Source organism: Mycolicibacterium holsaticum DSM 44478 = JCM 12374 (assembly GCF_019645835.1).
GTDB classification, from domain to species: domain Bacteria; phylum Actinomycetota; class Actinomycetes; order Mycobacteriales; family Mycobacteriaceae; genus Mycobacterium; species Mycobacterium holsaticum.
This window is the reverse complement of sequence record NZ_CP080998.1, coordinates 438,540-452,338: the sequence shown is the minus strand read 5'-3', so window position 1 is coordinate 452,338 and position 13,799 is coordinate 438,540. Positions and strand designations below refer to the sequence as shown.

General features: G+C 67.2%; 14 protein-coding genes. 4 read left to right on the top strand and 10 right to left on the bottom strand.

Annotation, left to right across the window (positions count from 1 at the left end):
• Positions 1-26 precede the first annotated feature (26 nt).
• The 4 genes from K3U96_RS02205 to K3U96_RS02190 form a co-directional block, all read right to left on the bottom strand.
• Positions 27-665 (bottom strand): sensor domain-containing protein, encoded by a 639-nt coding sequence (locus K3U96_RS02205; RefSeq protein WP_220691920.1) that lies wholly within the window; start codon positions 663-665, stop codon positions 27-29.
• Positions 665-1,093: an organic hydroperoxide resistance protein gene (locus K3U96_RS02200; protein ID WP_205871006.1), complete on the bottom strand. Its 429-nt coding sequence runs from the start codon at positions 1,091-1,093 to the stop codon at positions 665-667. Before K3U96_RS02200 ends, K3U96_RS02205 begins: the two co-directional genes overlap by 1 nt.
• 50 nt (positions 1,094-1,143) lie before the next feature.
• Positions 1,144-2,592, bottom strand: coding sequence for a catalase (locus K3U96_RS02195; RefSeq protein WP_220691919.1), 1,449 nt, complete (start codon positions 2,590-2,592; stop codon positions 1,144-1,146).
• Positions 2,593-2,735: 143 nt separating this feature from the next.
• The gene (locus tag K3U96_RS02190) at positions 2,736-3,095 is read right to left on the bottom strand and encodes a hypothetical protein (RefSeq protein ID WP_220691918.1); all 360 of its coding nucleotides are present in this window, start codon (positions 3,093-3,095) and stop codon (positions 2,736-2,738) included.
• Between the two features lie 149 nt (positions 3,096-3,244).
• Here K3U96_RS02190 and K3U96_RS02185 point away from each other — a divergent pair, with 149 nt between their 5' ends.
• The gene (locus K3U96_RS02185; protein WP_220691917.1) at positions 3,245-4,465 is read left to right on the top strand and encodes an oxygenase MpaB family protein; all 1,221 of its coding nucleotides are present in this window, start codon (positions 3,245-3,247) and stop codon (positions 4,463-4,465) included.
• Positions 4,466-4,512: 47 nt separating this feature from the next.
• Positions 4,513-5,229 carry a spermine/spermidine synthase domain-containing protein gene (locus K3U96_RS02180; protein WP_220691916.1) on the top strand — a complete coding sequence of 239 codons (717 nt, stop codon included), beginning with the start codon at positions 4,513-4,515 and terminating at the stop codon, positions 5,227-5,229.
• Between the two features lie 4 nt (positions 5,230-5,233).
• On the opposite strand, the gene K3U96_RS02175 is transcribed toward K3U96_RS02180, so the two are convergent.
• The 5 genes from K3U96_RS02175 to K3U96_RS02155 all read right to left on the bottom strand — a co-directional run bounded on the left by K3U96_RS02175 (position 5,234) and on the right by K3U96_RS02155 (position 10,329).
• Complete coding sequence (locus tag K3U96_RS02175; protein WP_372514911.1) at positions 5,234-6,349, bottom strand: DUF4185 domain-containing protein; 1,116 nt, start codon at positions 6,347-6,349, stop codon at positions 5,234-5,236.
• 65 nt (positions 6,350-6,414) lie between these two features.
• Positions 6,415-7,461, bottom strand: a complete 1,047-nt coding sequence (locus K3U96_RS02170) for an aspartate-semialdehyde dehydrogenase (RefSeq protein WP_220691914.1) — start codon at positions 7,459-7,461, stop codon at positions 6,415-6,417.
• Between the two features lie 32 nt (positions 7,462-7,493).
• Positions 7,494-8,759 carry an aspartate kinase gene (locus K3U96_RS02165; RefSeq protein ID WP_069404957.1) on the bottom strand — a complete coding sequence of 422 codons (1,266 nt, stop codon included), beginning with the start codon at positions 8,757-8,759 and terminating at the stop codon, positions 7,494-7,496.
• A 107-nt stretch (positions 8,760-8,866) separates the two neighbouring features.
• Complete coding sequence (locus K3U96_RS02160; protein ID WP_220691913.1) at positions 8,867-9,850, bottom strand: bile salt hydrolase; 984 nt, start codon at positions 9,848-9,850, stop codon at positions 8,867-8,869.
• A gap of 23 nt (positions 9,851-9,873) precedes the next feature.
• Positions 9,874-10,329, bottom strand: a complete 456-nt coding sequence (locus K3U96_RS02155) for a hypothetical protein (RefSeq protein ID WP_230982339.1) — start codon at positions 10,327-10,329, stop codon at positions 9,874-9,876.
• A gap of 198 nt (positions 10,330-10,527) precedes the next feature.
• On the opposite strand from K3U96_RS02155, the gene leuA reads away from it, so the two are divergent.
• Complete coding sequence (leuA, locus tag K3U96_RS02150; RefSeq protein WP_220691912.1) at positions 10,528-12,390, top strand: 2-isopropylmalate synthase; 1,863 nt, start codon at positions 10,528-10,530, stop codon at positions 12,388-12,390.
• Positions 12,391-12,475: 85 nt separating this feature from the next.
• A complete protein-coding gene (locus tag K3U96_RS02145) occupies positions 12,476-12,733 on the top strand; it encodes a hypothetical protein (protein ID WP_069404961.1) in 258 nt (85 codons plus the stop codon).
• A gap of 8 nt (positions 12,734-12,741) precedes the next feature.
• Here the strand turns inward: K3U96_RS02145 and K3U96_RS02140 are convergent, their stop codons facing one another.
• Complete coding sequence (locus K3U96_RS02140; protein WP_230982338.1) at positions 12,742-13,761, bottom strand: DEDDh family exonuclease; 1,020 nt, start codon at positions 13,759-13,761, stop codon at positions 12,742-12,744.
• Positions 13,762-13,799: the final 38 nt, after the last annotated feature.

The window sequence follows — 13,799 nt, the reverse complement described above, 5'->3', positions numbered from 1 at the left end:
AACCAGCGGTTAACCCGGGCGCGGCATTATTGGCCGAGCGTGTTCTGCATCGCCCCGGCCAGCACATTCACCGCGGGACCGCCGTTGCCGGCTTGGCACACTTTCGCCTGTAGCAAAACATTTTCCCGCTTGCGGGTGGTGACAAAGCAGCGTCGGTCGGTGCCGGCTTCCTGTTTGACCCAGTCCGCGTCGGTCGCGGTGGTGGCCCCACCGGTGAACGTCCACACCTGCGTGGTGCGGTTGTCGAGGTGCATCGCGGTGGTCTGGCCGTTGCAGCCGGCGGTGCGGTCGACGACCCGGCGGAAGGCACGCTCGGCGGCGTCGGTGTCGGCGTACACCCCCACCGCCTGTTTGACGAAGTGGGTCTGATCGTCGGGCGCGGTCTGGGCCACCGCGCCGTTGAACGACGCCAGATCGGGGTCGGCGTAGACGTCGGGCAGCCCGATGTCGGCCCAGTTGTTGCAGGCCGGGTTGTCGACGTAGAAGGACTGGAACGGATCGGCGAAGGTCCACTCGAACCGCATCGTGGTGCCGACGATGTTGCCGACCGACCCCTTGGGTAGCACCGCGTAATTGACGACGCCCGGGTCGGACGGACGCGCACCGGCCGGCGCCGCCAACGTCAGACCCACGAGGGCGACGCCGACGGCGGCGGCGATCCGCATCAGACCTTCGCCGACAGCTTGACGTCGATGTTGCCGCGGGTGGCCTTGGAGTACGGGCACACCTGATGTGCGTTGTTCATCAGGTCGTCGGCGGCGCTCTGCTCGAGGCCGGGCAGATAACCGATCAGGTGGGCGTTGATGCCGAAGCCGCCCTCGGGGTCCTTGCCGAAACTGACCTGCGCGGTGATGGCGGTCGCATCGTCGAGCTTGATGTCGTTGTTCTTGGCCACCAACCGCAGCGCGCCGAGGAAGCAGGCGGCGTAACCGGCCGAGAACAACTCCTCGGGGTTGGTACCTTCGCCGCTGCCGCCCATTTCCTTCGGGTGGTTGGTGTTCAGGTCGATCTTGCCGGTCGACGACTTCACGTGGCCTTCGCGGCCGCCGCCGGTCGCCGTGGATTCCTGGGTGAATACGACTTCGATGCTCATGGCTCTGATCATGCCAGCCAAGCCGGGAACGGCAAGACCGCCGTCCGCGATCACCCGCCCTTGGCGCGCACCCCCTCTTCGACCCGCTTCCCCAGATCCGGGTCCACCCGCGTCCAGTACTCGAAGACCCGCGACAGCACGGGTTCCCGAACACCGTCCGAGACATGGCCGATGATGTTGTGCGCCAAGCGTTCCCGAGCGTCGTCGTCGAGCACCTCGCGCACCAGTGTCCCGGCCTGACCCCAGTCGTCATCGTCTGGTCGCAGGGTGTAAGCCGTGCGCACCATGTCGCCGTCGGACATCCAGTGCACCTCGGCGGCGCGTTTGGCATCGGCCGCCGGACCGCCCATCGAGTTCGGCGCGTACACCGGGTCGGTGACGTTGTGGATGCGCATCGCGCCGTCCTTGGTGTACGCGCGCACCTCGTTCCTGGGTTCGTTGACCGGTATCTGCTTGTAGTTGACCCCGAGCCGGGCGCGGTGCGCGTCGGCGTAGGAGAACCCGCGGGCGATCAGCATCTTGTCGGGGCTCAGCCCGGTTCCGGGCACGAGGTTGTTCGGCTCGAACGCCACCTGCTCCATCTCGGTGTGGTAGTCGGTGACGTTGCGGTTCAGCGTCATCTTGCCGACCTCGTGCAGCGGGTAGTCGCCGTGCGGCCAGACCTTCGTCAGGTCGAACGGGTTGAACCGGTAGGTCTTGGCCTCCTCGAACGGCATGACCTGCACATGCAGCGTCCAGCTGGGGAAGTTGCCGTCTTCGATCGAGGAGTAGAGGTCGCGCTGGTGGTAGTCGCTGTCCTCCCCGGCGAGGCGGTCGGCATCCTCCTGGGTGAGGAAATCGATGCCCTGGTCGGTCTTGAAGTGGTACTTCACCCAGAACAACTCGCCGGCCGCGTTGAGCCAGCTGTAGGTGTGGCTGGAGTAGCCGTTCATGTGCCGCCAGGTCTTCGGGATACCGCGGTCCCCCATCAACCAGGTGACCTGATGGGCACTTTCAGGTGAGAGGGTCCAGAAGTCCCACTGCATGTTGTGGTCGCGCAGATTGTTGGCCTGCAAGCGCTTCTGGCTGCGGATGAAGTGCTGGAACTTCATCGGGTCCCGCATGAAGAACACCGGGGTGTTGTTGCAGACGAGGTCGAAGATGCCGTCGTCGGTGTAGAACTTCAGCGCGAAGCCGCGCGGGTCGCGCCAGGTGTCTGGGCTGCCGCGCTCGCCCGCGACGGTGGAGAACCGCGCGATCATCTCGGTTTTGGCCCCCGGCTGGAACATCGCCGCCGACGTGAACTGGCTGACGTCCTGGGTCACCTCGAAACGACCGAACGCACCGCCACCCTTGGCGTGCGGCTGACGTTCGGGTATGCGTTCCCGGTTGAAGTTGGCCATCTGCTCGATCAGGTAGTGGTCCTGGAGCAGGATCGGGCCGTCGGGACCGACCGTGAGCGAGTGCTCGAGACTGGGGACAGGGTTGCCCGCGTCGTTGGTCGTGTAGTTCTCGGTCATCTGGGCTCATCTCCTCGGCTGGCGGCAACTGGCTGAGCCGCCTACGAAGCGGAGTCCCCCGATGGGGACCGGTTCCAAACGTCAGATGACGGCGCCGGACCCGCGTTCTGGGCCCAGCCAGAACGCGGGGCCTGGCATCGGGGTCAGGGCCGCGCGGGAGCCGTCGTCGGCGCTTCAGGTGATCCGGGCGCCTGCGGCGGCGCCATCGGACCGCCCGGCGGGCGTTGAAACTGACCTCGCGGACCCATCGGGGACATCGGCGGCGGTCCGCGATGGAAGATCGCCGCGTCACGGTCGCCGTGATGGCCGCCCCGGTGGGCGCCGCCGGAGTGCGCGCCGAGCACGAAGCCGGAGAAGAAGATCACCGCGACGATGAAGACGATGCCTGCGATGATGCCGACGACGGCGGCTGCCGAGGTGAGCCGGTTGCGCCGCGGTTCATGCGCCGGGGGTTGCGGCGGCGCAACAGGGGTGGTCGGGATTTCAGATGTTGGTTCGGTCATGACATCGATCATCTCCCCGGGTGTTCTGTGCCGGTCATGTCACGGCTATGAATCCGCTGTGAAAGGCCACTTTTGACATCGCTGCGGCCGCCGCTTAGATTTTTGACTATAAGCGTTGTCAGAATTCGCTCGAAGGGGTTGCAGAGGCGATGAACAGGCCGATCCCGACGCGTCATCCGGACCGTCCCCGACCGGTGCCGGCCGCGATCAGGCTGATGGCCACCGCGATGGGCATCAGCGCGCCGACCCAGGAGCAGTGGCGCAGGTTGGGTGAGCGGCTGACGGTCGGCGACGAGCCGATGGACCGTCTCGTCGAGTGGATGTGCGGCGTGGGCCTCAAAGAGACGCGGCCGCTCTTCGACCGTGCGCTCGCCGAGGGCATCGACGCGGTGTCCGACGCACCCGAACCGCTGGTCGAGTTCTTCCGAGATGCCGAAACGGTGCCCCCGTGGGTCGACCGCACGATGCTGGAGCGCGGTCAGCGCGCCTTGCGCCGCGGTGGCGCCGACGGGATGTACATCGCCCGCGACGTGTCGCTGCTGGGCGGCTACCAGTTCTCCGGCTTCAACAAGACGCTGCTGCGCACCGGCGCGCTGGAGAAGGGGTCCAACAAGCGCTTCGCCGAAACCATGCAGTGGGCGATGGATGTCATCGCCGAAGGCGGTCTGGAGGTGCTGGGCTCGGGTTATCAGTCGACGCTGCGGGTTCGGTTCATCCATTCGCTGGTACGCAGGCATGTGGGCGCGATGCCGGATTGGCGCGCCGACGAGTGGGGGGTGCCGGTCAACCAGACCGACATGGCGGCGACGCTCGTCGGGGCGCTGGTCGCCCCGTCCGTCGGCGTGGCCGGCATGGGAGTTGTGTTGCGGCCCAAGGACTATGCCGCCGTCGCGCACCTGACTCGCTATGTCGGCTGGCTGATGGGCGTCGAAGACGAGTGGCTGCCGCGCGACTTCCGCGACAGCATCCGGGTGCTGTACCACACGCTGGGCGCACTGGCCGAGCCCGACGAATCGTCGAAACAGTTGGCGATGCCGATGATCGACGACCCGCTGATCTGGCACTACGACACGATGGCGGCGCTCCGGCGTCGCTTCGCCCGCGCGCAGCATCTCTCGGTGACCAGCGGGTTCCTCGGCCCGCGCACCATGGCCGCGTTGGGTCTGCCGCGTTACGTGCCGCCGTGGTATCCGCTGCTGCGACTGCCGGTGAACCTGGCCCGCAGCGTGACCGCCGTCGTCCGTCGCGACGGCATCGCCCGTGCGGCCAAGCGCGGTGACCGTGAACAGAAGGCGTTGATGCGCACGATCATCGGCGATAGCGGCGCCACCATCGGCGAGTCCGCCCGACACGTCAGCAGCGTCGCCTGACCGAACGCGGGTGTCGCTGCCCGTCCCGGTCAGCTAACGTCGCCTCGATGAGCGCACGCTTCGAGGAGTTGGGGTGGCGGCAGACGCCGATGGGTGTCATCAGCCTGCGACGTCGCTTCGATCTGACCGTGCGCGCCGACGTGTACGAGGTCAAACTCGACGACGAGCACGTGATGTCGAGCCTGTTCACCGTCGCCGAACGCGAGTTGGCGCGGCTGGGTCTGGCGCGGACCCCCGGAACCGGTCTCGACGTGGTCATCGGCGGGCTGGGGCTCGGATACACCGCCCGAGAAACGTTGGCGGACAGCCGGGTTCGATCGATCACGGTGGTCGAGTACTCAGATGCGGTCATCGACTGGCACCAGCGCGACCTGCTACCCGATACGGTCGGCCTCGCCGCCGACCCGCGCGTCACGCTGGTGTGCGCGGACTTCTTCGCCGCCGCAACGGATGCGGCCGGATTCGATCCCGAACGTCCGGGCCGGACCTACGATGCGATCCTGTTGGACATCGACCACTCGCCGCGTCACGTGCTGCACGATCCGCACTCCGCCTTCTACACCGTCGGCGGCCTGCGGGCGGCGTCGGCACATCTGTCCCCTGGCGGGGTGTTCGCGATGTGGTCCGACGACGCACCCGACGACGAGTTCGGCTCCGTCCTCGAATCGGTCTTCACCGACGTTGCGGCCCAGCAGATCTGGTTCGACAACCCGATTACCCGGGGCCGGTCGGCGGCCACCGTTTATCTCGGCACCCGAACGTGAGCGCTCACGGCTTGTACGGGTTGACCGCGAACTGGATCACCCGGTACGGCGCGCCGCCGCGCGGTCCGGTGTTCCACTGGCTGACGAACACCCGCACCTCGTCGATCGTGGAACCCGGCGAGATGTAGCCGCCGTAGGGCTGGGCGAGCCGGTTGTTCTCCGGTGGCCCAAGGTTTTCCACGGGGGTGGGCCAGTCGGTGGCCACGACGACCGTCGTCACCGGCGCGGCGCCAAGGGCCGCGGGGTCGTTGGCGACGCGCACCTCCATGTTGCCGGTGGTGGCGTTGAAATACGACAGCACCGTCTTGCCGTCGATCTGACGGATGCTCATCTCGCCGACGTGGTCGGACCACAACGGGGTGGGCGGATGTCCCCAGCCCAGCGTCGACGACCAGCCCTGCCAGCTGTCCCGGTCGGTGAAATCCTGTGGGGCGACGCGGTAGAGCACCACGGGTCCGGTGCGGTCGAAGTTGTTGGCGACGATGTAGACGAAGCCGCGCGGCGAGTCCGGCCGCGGGATCGGATCGTAGTATCCGCTGATCTGCGACTGTCGCCACTGTTGGTAGTCCGCCGGTCGCTGCGAGCCCGGCACCGTCTGCCAATTGCCGCGCCCTGGTTCGGCTTTCACCAGCCGCGACGTCTGCGGATCCAGGTCGCGCACCGTGGTCACCAGCATGTAGTTCTCGCGGTTGATCTGCACGACCCCGGCAGGCAACTGTGAGGCGCCCGGCGGGGTGGGATCGGCCAGCAGCGGCTTGTCGATGCCGGTCACGCCGTCGTATCGCACACCGCCCTGGTCGTTGATCGATGCGGTGTCGACGTGCAGCGCGATCGGCGAGTACCAGCCGCCGTAGCCGACGCCCTGGCCCGCGAAACTATCACCGCACACCTGCAGGATGCCGCTGGGGAACTCCATGAACTCGCACAGGTCGGTCGCACCGATACCGTAATCCCCTGTGGGCGTGCCGGTTCCAGCCGTCGGGCCGATGCGGATCACCTGTCCGGGAGCCAGCGGCGGCAGCACCGGGTCGGGGATGGGCGCCGGCTGGGCGACGGCGCCCGGGGCGGCCAGCACGCCAGCCGCCAGCGCCCCTGCAGCCAGCGCCGAGATCGACGAGATGGCGAAAACTACTCGCACTTTCCCGCCCGAATGTCCCTTTCGGCGCATGGGAGCGGTGCGCAACGTCAGAGCTCGGCGGCCAGCAACTCGGCGATCTGGATCGTGTTGAGAGCCGCGCCTTTTCGCAGGTTGTCACCCGAGACGAACAACGCAAGCCCCCGCCCGTCGGGCACGCCGGGATCCTGGCGGATACGCCCGACCAACGTGTCGTCGATACCGGCTGCAGCCAGCGGCGTGGGCACGTCGACCAGCTTCACCCCCGGCGCTTCGGACAGCAGCTGTGAGGCGCGCTGCACCGAAAGCGGCTGGGAGAACTCCACGTTGATCGACAGCGAGTGCCCGGTGTACACCGGCACCCGCACGCACGTGCCGCTCACCGCGAGGTCGGGGATGCCGAGGATCTTGCGGCTCTCGTTGCGCAGCTTCTGGTCTTCGTCGGTCTCACCGGAGCCGTCGTCGACATAGGAACCCGCCAGCGCGACCACATTGAACGCGATCGGCGCGACGTACTTGTCCGGCGCCGGGAAGTCCACCGCGCCGCCGTCGTGCACCAGGTCGCGGCTGCCGGCGATGACGGCCTGCGCCTGACCGTAGAGTTCCTCGACACCGGCCAGCCCGCTGCCCGACACCGCCTGATACGTCGAGGCGATCATCCGCACCAGACCGGCTTCGTCGTGCAACGGCTTGAGCACCGGCATCGCGGCCATCGTCGTGCAGTTCGGGTTGGCGATGATGCCCTTCGGCAGGCTGCGCGCGCGCCCGGCGACCTCACGCGCGAAGTTGACCTCGCTGACCACCAGCGGCACGTCGGGGTCCTTGCGCCAGGCCGACGAGTTGTCGATGACGACGGCGCCGGCCTGCGCGAATCGCGGCGCCTGCACCCGCGACATCGTGGCCCCCGCGGAGAACAGCGCGATGTCCAGCCCGGACGGATCTGCCGTCGCGGCGTCCTCGACCTCGATCTCCTGGCCGCGGAACGGCAGCTTCTTACCCTGCGAGCGCGCCGAGGCGAAGAACCGCACGCTGGTCGCGGGAAAATCGCGCTGCTCCAGCAGGGTGCGCATGACCTGGCCGACCTGGCCCGTCGCGCCGACCACACCGATCGCCACCATTTATCTCTCCCGTCGCTGCGCTCGCCCCACGGTTACCGCCCCGTTCCCGCGTAGACCATGGCCTGCTCATCGCCGCCCAGCCCGAACGCCTCGTGCAGCGCCGACACCGCCTTGTCCAGTTCGGTGTCCTTGATCAGCACCGAGATGCGGATCTCAGAGGTGGAGATCAGATCGATGTTGACGCCGACCTCGGCGAGCGTCTCGCAGAACTTCGCGGTCACCCCGGGATGGCTCTTCATCCCGGCGCCGACCAGCGAGACCTTGCCGATGTGGTCGTCGTAGAGGACCTTGGTGAACCCGATCTCCTTCTGCAGCGCGGCCAGCGTCTCCACCGCGGTGGGCCCGTTGTCGCGCGGACAGGTGAACGTGATGTCGGTCTTGCCGTCCTCGACCTTGGAGATGTTCTGCAGCACCATATCGATGTTGATGTCGGCGTCGGCGACGGCGCGGAACACCTTGGCGGCGTAGCCGGGTACGTCGGGGATGCCGACGACGGTCACCTTGGCCTCACTGCGGTCGTGAGCGACTCCGGTCAGGATGGCGTCTTCCATGGCAATGTCCTCTATCGATCCGGTCACCAGCGTGCCGGGTTTGTCCGAGTACGACGACCGGACGTGGATGGGAACGTTGTAGCGACGGGCGTATTCCACGCAGCGCAGCATGAGCACCTTGGCCCCGCACGCCGCCATCTCGAGCATCTCCTCGAAGCTGACCTGGTCGAGGTGGCGGGCGTTGGACACGATGCGCGGGTCGGCGGTGAAGATGCCGTCGACGTCGCTGTAGATCTCGCACACGTCGGCGTCCAGCGCCGCGGCCAGCGCGACGGCGGTGGTGTCCGAGCCGCCGCGGCCCAGCGTGGTGACGTCCTTGCTGTCCTGGCTGACGCCCTGGAACCCGGCGACCAGCACGATGTAGCCCTCGTCGAGCGCATCGCGCAGCCGGCCCGGCGTGACCTCGATGATCTTGGCCTTGCCGTGGACGCTGGTGGTGATCACCCCGGCCTGCGATCCGGTGAACGAGCGGGCCTGCGCGCCCAGCGAGTCGATGGCCATCGCGACCAGCGCGTTGGAGATCCGCTCCCCCGCGGTCAGCAGCATGTCCATCTCGCGCGCCGGCGGCGCCGGGCACACTTGCCGGGCCAGATCCAGCAGGTCATCGGTGGTGTCACCCATCGCCGAGCACACCACGACGACGTCGTTGCCGGCCTTCCTGGTCTCCACGATGCGCTCGGCGACGCGACGGATCCGCTCGGCGTCCGACAACGAGGATCCGCCGTATTTCTGTACGACGAGCGCCACTGAACAAGCCTTTCGAAGTTCGGGGGAGGTTCTCACCCAGGATAAGGGGTGCGTCGCATCCGTTTTGTGCCCCGGTAGCGGCGCCGACTCTAGCCCCGGCAAGGGCGCTACGCCACGGACAGGAACGTGAACGGCTCAGCCTGCGCGAACCCGGCGCTGGTGTCCCCGGCGTACACGGTTTTCTCGGCGTCACCGAGGTTCAGCCGCTTCGCCGGCGCCCCCTCGGAGAAGTCGAGGTTGGCCAGGTCGACCCAGAACGTGTTGGGCGAGAGCGCGGACTCGAAGAAGTAGCGCAGCGACGTGTGGTCCACGGCGGTGCGCCACCGCGTCGAGGAGATGTTGGGTTCGTCGGCGGTGGTGATGCCGTAGGGGACCGAGACGTTGCGCACCACGCTCAACACCACCGCGACCGCCTCGAGCGGATCGGCGGTCTTGGGCACCGCGTCGATGTAGAACGCCGCCCGCACGAACCGGTCGGCGGCGCGGTTGGTGCCGGGCAGCATCACCGTTCCACCGATCTGCTGCCAGTACTCGGTGATCGCGAGCTGCTTGGAGAAGATCGGCGAATTCGTCATCACCTGATATTGGCGACCGTGATGGATGACCTGTTCACCGTCGATGTACTCGACGATCGCGCTGTCCCCGCTGGCATCCGAGATGGCCAGGTGCAGGGTGGCCAGCCGGTTTTGGCCCGGCACTTCAGCCGTCACCACCCGCAGCGGGGTGGCCGTCAGCGCGGCGACGGCCTCGGCCACGGTGGCGAAGTTGTCAAGGACGTACTGCGCCCACAACGACAGCGCGACGGCGGGCCGGTCCCCGGTGTTGGCCGGGTACTGCGATTCGGCCAGCCACAGCAGGTTGGCGGCCAGCCCAGCCTCGTTGACGCCGTCGGTAGTGCAGATGTCGTATCCGGTGGCCACCACGCTGCCGTACTTCGCCGTCCACGCCGCCGAATCGGGACCCGCCTGCCCGGTGCGCTTCACCCCGCGGGGCAGCGCCCACAAATTGGTGCCGATCTCGAACTTCCAATCCATCGACCGGCCCGTGACGATCCGTTCACCGGTACCGAGGTAGACCACACGAGTGCACATAGGCATCAACCCTATGGGCCGGGTCAACCTCCGCAAACCTCCGACAGATGCGCGAGTTTCTGGCTGATCTGCGCGTTGATCGCGGCCATTTCGAAATACGTCGGCGGCGCCGGGGCGCCGGGCGCGCGCGATTCGGCCTCTGCGCGCACCTTGGACATCTTCCCGACGAACTCGTTGGCGAGGCTGGCCAACTGTGAGCTTGTCCACTCCAGGTCGGGTGCGCTTCGGCTGACCTTCTGCGCCCGTTCGGCCAGCCCGTCGGCCCACGCCCGGTACGCGGTCTCTTCTGCCAGCGTGGGCAGGCCGTCGCCCTCGGCGGATTTGGATTCGATGAGGGCGGCCTGAGACTGGTTGTACTCCAACAACTCTCGCACCGCATCGCACTCCTGCGGCGGTCGGTTGAACATGCTGTAGACGAGGGCCCCGATGACGATGACCACGATCACGATGGCGATCCACCATCGCCGATCAACTCTCACCGCCAGAACTCTAACCATCCCCTGCGCGGCGGGGCACCACCACGGGTTTTCTCTGCACCCTCGAGCTTGATAGAGTGGCCGGGTGCAGCGGGTGCTCCTTCTCGGCAGCCGCGACGGGGTCTGATCCAGACCGGCTTCCCGTCGCGGGTGTTCGACGATGCGCCGGTCGACTTCTACTCATAGCCCGGAGCACCCAAAGTGACTACTTTCTCGAAATCTTCTTCTGATTCGCCTGACGCGTTCGCTTGGACGTCTGAGGCACGCACCATCACCACGCCCGCAGGCCCGCCCCACCCCGCACAGCCCGGCTGGAACACCCAGCGCGGCTCGTCGATGCCGGTGCATCGGTACCGCAGCTTCGCCGACGAGGTGCCCGGCGGGAGCCCGACGTCAAGCCCGGCGTCGATTCCGTTTGACCGCACTTGGCCCGACCGGGTCATCGACACCGCGCCGATGTGGTGTGCGGTGGACCTGCGCGACGGCAACCAGGCGCTGATCGACCCGATGAGCCCGGCCCGCAAACGCCGCATGTTCGACCTGCTGGTGCGGATGGGCTACAAGGAGATCGAGGTCGGTTTCCCGGCGGCCAGCCAGACCGACTTCGACTTCGTCCGCGAGATCATCGAGCAGGGCGCGATTCCCGACGACGTCACCATCCAGGTGCTCACGCAGTGTCGCCCGGAGCTGATCGAGCGGACGTTCCAGGCGTGCGAGGGCGCACCGCGCGCGATCGTGCACTTCTACAACTCGACGTCGATCCTGCAACGGCGGGTGGTATTCAAGGGCGACCGGGAGGCCGTCAAAGCCATCGCCGTCGACGGCGCGCGCATGTGCGTCGAGGAAGCCAAGAAGTACCCCGGCACCCAGTGGCGATTCGAATACTCGCCGGAGTCCTACACCGGCACCGAGTTGGTGTACGCCAAAGAGGTCTGCGACGCGGTCAGCGACGTCGTCGACCCGACGCCGGAGTGGCCGCTGATCGTCAACCTGCCCGCCACCGTAGAGATGGCCACCCCGAACGTGTACGCCGACTCGATCGAGTGGATGAGCCGCAACCTGAACCGGCGCGACAGCATCGTGCTGTCGTTGCACCCGCACAACGACCGCGGAACCGCCGTCGCCGCAGCGGAATTGGGCTATGCGGCTGGCGCGGACCGGATCGAGGGCTGCCTGTTCGGCAACGGCGAACGAACCGGCAACGTGTGCATCGTGACGCTGGGCATGAACCTGTTCTCCCGTGGCGTCGATCCGCAGATCGACTTCTCCAACATCGACGAGATCCGCCGCACGGTCGAGTACTGCAACCAGCTGCCGGTGCCCGAGCGTCACCCCTACGGCGGTGACCTGGTCTACACCGCGTTCTCCGGCAGCCATCAGGACGCCATCAACAAGGGCCTGGACGCGATGAAGGTGGCCGCCGACGATGCCGACGCCGACGTCGACGATCTGCTGTGGCAGGTGCCCTACCTGCCGATCGATCCGCGTGACGTCGGGCGCACCTACGAAGCTGTGATCCGGGTGAACTCGCAGTCCGGCAAGGGCGGGGTGGCCTACATCATGAAGGCCGACCACGGCCTGGCGCTGCCGCGGCGGCTGCAGATCGAGTTCTCCCAGGCGATCCAGAAGATCACCGACGGCGAGGGCGGCGAGGTGTCGCCGAAGGAGATGTGGGACGTCTTCTACGAGGAGTACCTGGCGCCGGTGCGGCCGCTGGAGCGGATCCGCCAGAAGGTGACCGCCGCCGAGGTCGACGGCGGCACCGACACGGTGGAGGCCGTGGTCGCGCTCGACGGTGTGGAGCACGAGATCGTCGGCGCGGGCAACGGTCCGCTGGCGGCGTTCGTCGACGCGCTGGGCGCGATCGGTATCGAGGTCAACGTGCTGGACTACTCCGAGCACGCGATGTCCTCCGGCGAAGAAGCCAAGGCCGCCGCGTACGTCGAGGCGTCGATTGACGGCAAGACGGTCTGGGGCGTGGGGATGGCGACGTCGATCACGGTCGCCTCGCTTCGCGCCGTGGTGTCGGCAGTGAACCGGGCCGCGCGCACCACGCAATCCTGAAAACCTCCACACGCTCTGTTGCCGGACCGTAATCTGCACTTCTTGCTGATAGAAGTTGCCAGGGAAAACAAACAGAGAGTGGCCGGTGAAGAAATTGCTTACGGCTGGCACGTTGGTGCTGGGCACGGTGACGGGTACCGCCGTCGCGTATGCCGACGACATCGTGCTCGGTGATGAGAACGGCGTGGCGTGGAGTTGGGCCACCGAAGCCGACTGCATGCGCGACGGACCGGATATGGCGCTCGACAACGCCGCGGACGAGGCGCGGTACCGCTACTGGTACTGCTCTATCGGCGATGACGGGCTGTGGTATCTGCACAACACCGACACGCCCACTGGTTAGCCTGCGGTTCAGAACAGCGCGAACTGCTCGCCGGCTGCCCTGGTGTCGCTGAATTCCTCGATGCCGGTTCCGGCGATGACGGCGTCGAGGTAGCTCAGGAACTCGGTGTCGCCGAGCAGCGGAACGCCCAGTTCGGTGGCCTGGTAGCCCTTGCCGTGCTCGGGTGCGGGTTCGTTGCAGATCATCAGCGACGTCTCGACGTCAACGGTGTCGGTGTAGGCCAGCCCGGCATGCAGGATCCGCTCGATGAGCTCTTCGTGGGTGCGTTCCACCTCGGCTGACAACGCGACGCGCATACCCGCCACCAGCGGCCTGCCGCGCACGTAACGGCCCGGGTTGAGATTGGCACACGGCAGCCGGGAGGCCAGCATCTTCAGCGGGCGCAGTTCGTCGTGGGTGACCTGGCCGTTCGGCCAGCGTCGCCGTGTCACCGGGCGCACCGGCAGCCACACCTTGCGTTCGCGCGCCCGCATCAGCACGGGCTTGAGGATCTGGGCGAGCACCAGCGCATCGTCGAGCGCATCGTGCGGCTTCATCTGCGTGACGCCCCAGTGCGCGGCCAGGGTCTCCAGCCGCAGGTTCTCGGTGCCCAGGTCGAGGCGGCGCGCCAACTCCACGGTGCACATCACCGTGTCGGTCGGCAGTTCCTCGCTGACCAACTCGGCCTCGGCGGCCAGAAACGAGTAGTCGAAACCGACGTTGTGGGCGACCAGGGTGCGACCGTCGAGCAGGTCGATCAGGGCGCCGACGATGTCACCGAAACAGGGCTGGCCGACCAGCATCTCGGCGGTCAGGCCGTGCACGTGGGTGGGGCCCGGATCGACGCCGGGGTTGAGCAGGCTGTAGAGGCTCTGCTCGACGTTGCCGTCGTCGCCGAGGGCGAGGGCGGCGATGCTGACGATACGAGCCTGGCCGGGGCGGAAACCCGTGGTCTCCACGTCGACGACCGCCCAGCCGGCACCGGCCTCGTGTGCCGGTCGGCCCCAGGAGCCGCCCGGCCGGCGACATCCAGCATCAGCGTGGCTCACGATTCGAGGATGGCACGGTAGTCCGACAAACCAGGGAC